Origin of the sequence: Vibrio scophthalmi LMG 19158, from assembly GCF_000222585.1 — a bacterium.
Lineage (GTDB): Bacteria > Pseudomonadota > Gammaproteobacteria > Enterobacterales > Vibrionaceae > Vibrio > Vibrio scophthalmi.
Map to the genome: position 1 here is coordinate 1 of NZ_AFWE01000036.1, position 661 is coordinate 661.

Genomic DNA, 661 nt, shown 5'->3' on the forward strand with positions numbered 1-661 from the left:
AAGAACCTATCCCAAAAGGGATTTATTCCATACAATGAGGCCACAAGCAAAATGCAGCATGGCCTCGTAGTTTTCGATTTTCTTTTCCCAACGAACAAGCAATCGACGATAACGGTTTAACCAGCTATGAGTTCGCTCCACTACCCAACGATGAGCTTTAAAATCATCCGATTGTTTTAAGCTCGCAGCCTCTTCAGCACGTGATTGAACATGAGGAATGTAGTTCAAAGCGACCAACTCTTCATGTAACCACTGTCCCGTATAACCTTTGTCTAAATACAGCGGCACTTGTAACGGTGGCCGATAACACTCTAATGCATCTAACGTTTGAAGCACCAATTTGATATCGTGAACGTTGGCACCATCGCTGATAACGGCAAGTGGCAATCCATTCGCATCCGTCAATAAGCTACGTTTTACGCCTTGTTTTGCTCTGTCTGTTGGGTTCTTTCCTGTTTTTTTGAGCCAGCTAAAGGTGCTTTTGTTTGGCAGCCATCCATTGATATAGAACACCAATCAACACCTTCGTAAATCAGGCCATTTTGCCAAAATCGCTCAAAGACACCTGCATCTCGCCACTCTTGAAAGCGACGATGCGCTGAGCTAGAGGTGCAAATACCTGTTGCGTTAAGCGCATTCCACTGACAACCCGTTCTGAGAA

At 44.8% G+C, this 661-nt stretch carries 1 pseudogene; it reads right to left on the reverse strand.

The features are described 5' to 3' along the window. Window positions 1–6: 6 nt before the first annotated feature. Window positions 7–661, reverse strand: a pseudogene (locus RH88_RS22820) (IS5 family transposase); the annotation flags it as partial.